The organism is Bathymodiolus azoricus thioautotrophic gill symbiont, from assembly GCF_001298715.1.
Taxonomy (GTDB): domain Bacteria; phylum Pseudomonadota; class Gammaproteobacteria; order PS1; family Pseudothioglobaceae; genus Thiodubiliella.
Window position 1 is genome coordinate 1 of record NZ_CDSC02000005.1, and the last position, 614, is coordinate 614.

Below are 614 nucleotides of genomic sequence, written 5' to 3' on the forward strand. Positions count from 1 at the left end.
TTTTTAAATAAAGCAGCATTGCGCTTATTCCTAAATTTGCACTTAGAATTTGAATTTAGGGTGTACAATAAAACCCTTTTTATTTTTTTATATTTAACAGACTTACTTTATTGAATTATGGCGCTAGAAAAAATCACCGAAAAAATGTACATGGAAATCTTAGGAAATGCATTTTGGTTGTCAAGACAATCAGAATTACATTGCAAGCATTATAATGTTTGTGGTTTTTTTAGCCGCATTTCAGAGGGGATTTTGCTTGATCAATACAAATTAATTCGCAACAACAACGATATGCCTTTAGCTTTTGCTGTATGGGCAAGAGTTGATGACGAAACCCTAGATAAGATATTGCATGAAGATTATAAAATAGTTGCTAACGAGTGGAATAATGGAGACAACATATACTTTTTGGAATATATTTGCCCATTTGAGCATATTTTTCAATTTAATCGAGAAATAAGAAAAACCTTGCCTAATAAAGCTAAAGTGTACGCTACAAGGGTTAAGGTTGCCAAGGATGAAAATAATAAAATTATGCCTTATAAGCGCATCATGAAACTGGTTAACAACCTTTATTCAAGATGATGATTTATAATGTTCACAGTAAGTATTCA

The 614-nt window shown here is 31.1% G+C and carries 1 protein-coding gene; it reads left to right on the forward strand.

Annotated elements, in window-relative coordinates:
• Positions 1–117 precede the first annotated feature (117 nt).
• Positions 118–585, forward strand: a complete 468-nt coding sequence (locus tag BAZSYMA_RS00025; protein ID WP_090714243.1) for a toxin-activating lysine-acyltransferase — start codon at positions 118–120, stop codon at positions 583–585.
• The last annotated feature ends 29 nt before the right edge of the window (positions 586–614 follow it).